This window comes from Oleiphilus sp. HI0066 (assembly GCF_001635725.1).
Map to the genome: position 1 here is coordinate 1 of NZ_LWFH01001249.1, position 1,222 is coordinate 1,222.

Sequence of the window (1,222 nt, forward strand, 5' to 3'; positions counted from 1 at the left end):
AGATGAGCTAAGGCAGGGGTTTTATACAGAGTTTCGCTCCACAAATACCGTTCCATTGCCTCGTCAAGTTATTTATGCATTGGTTATTATTCGTGCTGTTTTGAGTCGTAAATCGATCATTATCATTGATGATCTGGACCTAATCTATGACACCCGTTTTGTTAAAAACTTGGTCACCTGTATTCGTCCGCGCTCAGATGCTTTTATCTGTATTTTTGTATCCAATCGTCTTCACGAAATCTACCCAAAACTTGAGCATATCGTTTTACCTCAACGATCGTTAAAGAATCAAGCGAGAAACATAGAACCAAAACATCAAAACAAAAACGATATAAATAAGGATATCATTGCATGAATACCTTAGTTGCCTTTGATGAAGTTGAACAACGTCTGCATCAATTTGCAAATAGTCCCTTAGGTGAAAATTACTTTGAGGCACACCCAATTTCTCGTGGAATCGCTTTTAGCTTAGTTGCACTAGGCTGGGAAGGAACACCTGGTATTTTAGCCGATGCATTTTTGCCCACCAATGAAGATCATGAAGCTTTCACAAACACACTTACACGTTTAGGTTATAGCCCTGAGCACGAGGATGGTGTCACACGGGAGAGATTAGCTAAAATTGACAGTCCTTGTTGGATCTCATGTATTGGGTTTAACGGTATTCTGATCGAGTATAACCTCGAGAAACAGCAACTATGCATCTATGACTACCGCAATGACAATTTGTTCTATAAAGAGGCTGATGAGCAGAATTATACGATCATTCACATCTNGCGTTATTCCAAATTGTTTCGCGAGCCTCCGCCTGAGAGCCAAGACAAAAGCAACTGGATNAAGTATTGTTTTTATCGCTATAACCGTGAGTTACACCAACTAACAATACTCAGTTTTATCGTGAGTATTTTGGGTGCAGTCAACCCTTTCTTTATCATGATCATTTACACCTTCGCATTAACTTCAGGTTCTCTTTCAAGTCTCGCTTGGCTAACAGCGGGATCTATTATAACCGCGCTTTTGGAATACAAATTCAAGAGAATGCGCTTGGATATTCTGAATAATTCAGGACAAGATCTTGCCATCTATATCGCATATACCGTCACATCAAAATTACTCTGGCTGCCCTATGCTCTGACGACTGGCGCAAGGGCTTCAGCACAACTTGCACGTCTAAAAGATATTGATCAGTTTCGAAAATTGGTGACTGCAGAATCAACGCTTT

Annotated in this window: 1 protein-coding gene; it reads left to right on the forward strand. The window is 40.2% G+C overall.

All coding sequences use genetic code 11. The features are described 5' to 3' along the window. Window positions 1-355 (forward strand): hypothetical protein (locus tag A3738_RS31235; RefSeq protein ID WP_197473904.1); only part of this gene is annotated, 355 nt, incomplete at its 5' end. Window positions 356-1,222: the final 867 nt, after the last annotated feature.